The sequence below is a fragment of the Homoserinimonas sedimenticola genome (assembly GCF_026094475.1).
Lineage (GTDB): Bacteria > Actinomycetota > Actinomycetes > Actinomycetales > Microbacteriaceae > Homoserinimonas > Homoserinimonas sedimenticola.
In genome coordinates, this window is sequence record NZ_JAPELL010000006.1 from 1 (window position 1) to 527 (window position 527).

Here is a 527-nt window from a genome sequence, read left to right on the forward strand (position 1 = left end):
GGCGGTCTCGAACTGGCTGTAGAGGTAGGTCTCGCCGTCGGCCGGGTCGACGAAACGGTGCAGCCCTTCGCCCGTGTTGGAGTAGGCCATCTCGGCCTCGACTGTGAGCGTGTTCGTCGCGGCCAGGCCGGTCAGCGGCAGCCGGTCGCCGGCCAGCAGGGCCGGGTCGAGGTCGCTGCCGTTGAGGCGGGCGGCGAGGAGTCGGCGCGGCTTGACGTCGACGAAGGTCTCGGCTCCGGGGGTGGCCCGGAACCGGATGGTGACGGCGGAGCGGAACCGCTCGGCGTCGCCGGTCAGATCGAGGTCCACATCGTAGGACTCGACGGTGATCGACGCGCGGCGCGCGGTCGCCTCTGCACGGGTGAGGCTCGGCATCCGCTTATCCTGCCCGATGAGGTCCGCTCGGGCCGTCTCGTTACGCATGGCGATGGAGGAACAGCGATGGGTCAGCACCCCAAGGGCGATTTCGACCTCTCCCGGGCGGTTTGGCAGCGGGCTGAGGGCGACACCTCCGAGGGAGCGGTCGA

General features: G+C 70.2%; 1 pseudogene. It reads right to left on the minus strand.

The features are described from left to right. A pseudogene (locus OH146_RS13610) lies at positions 1 to 375 on the minus strand (aminopeptidase N); the annotation flags it as partial. Positions 376 to 527: the final 152 nt, after the last annotated feature.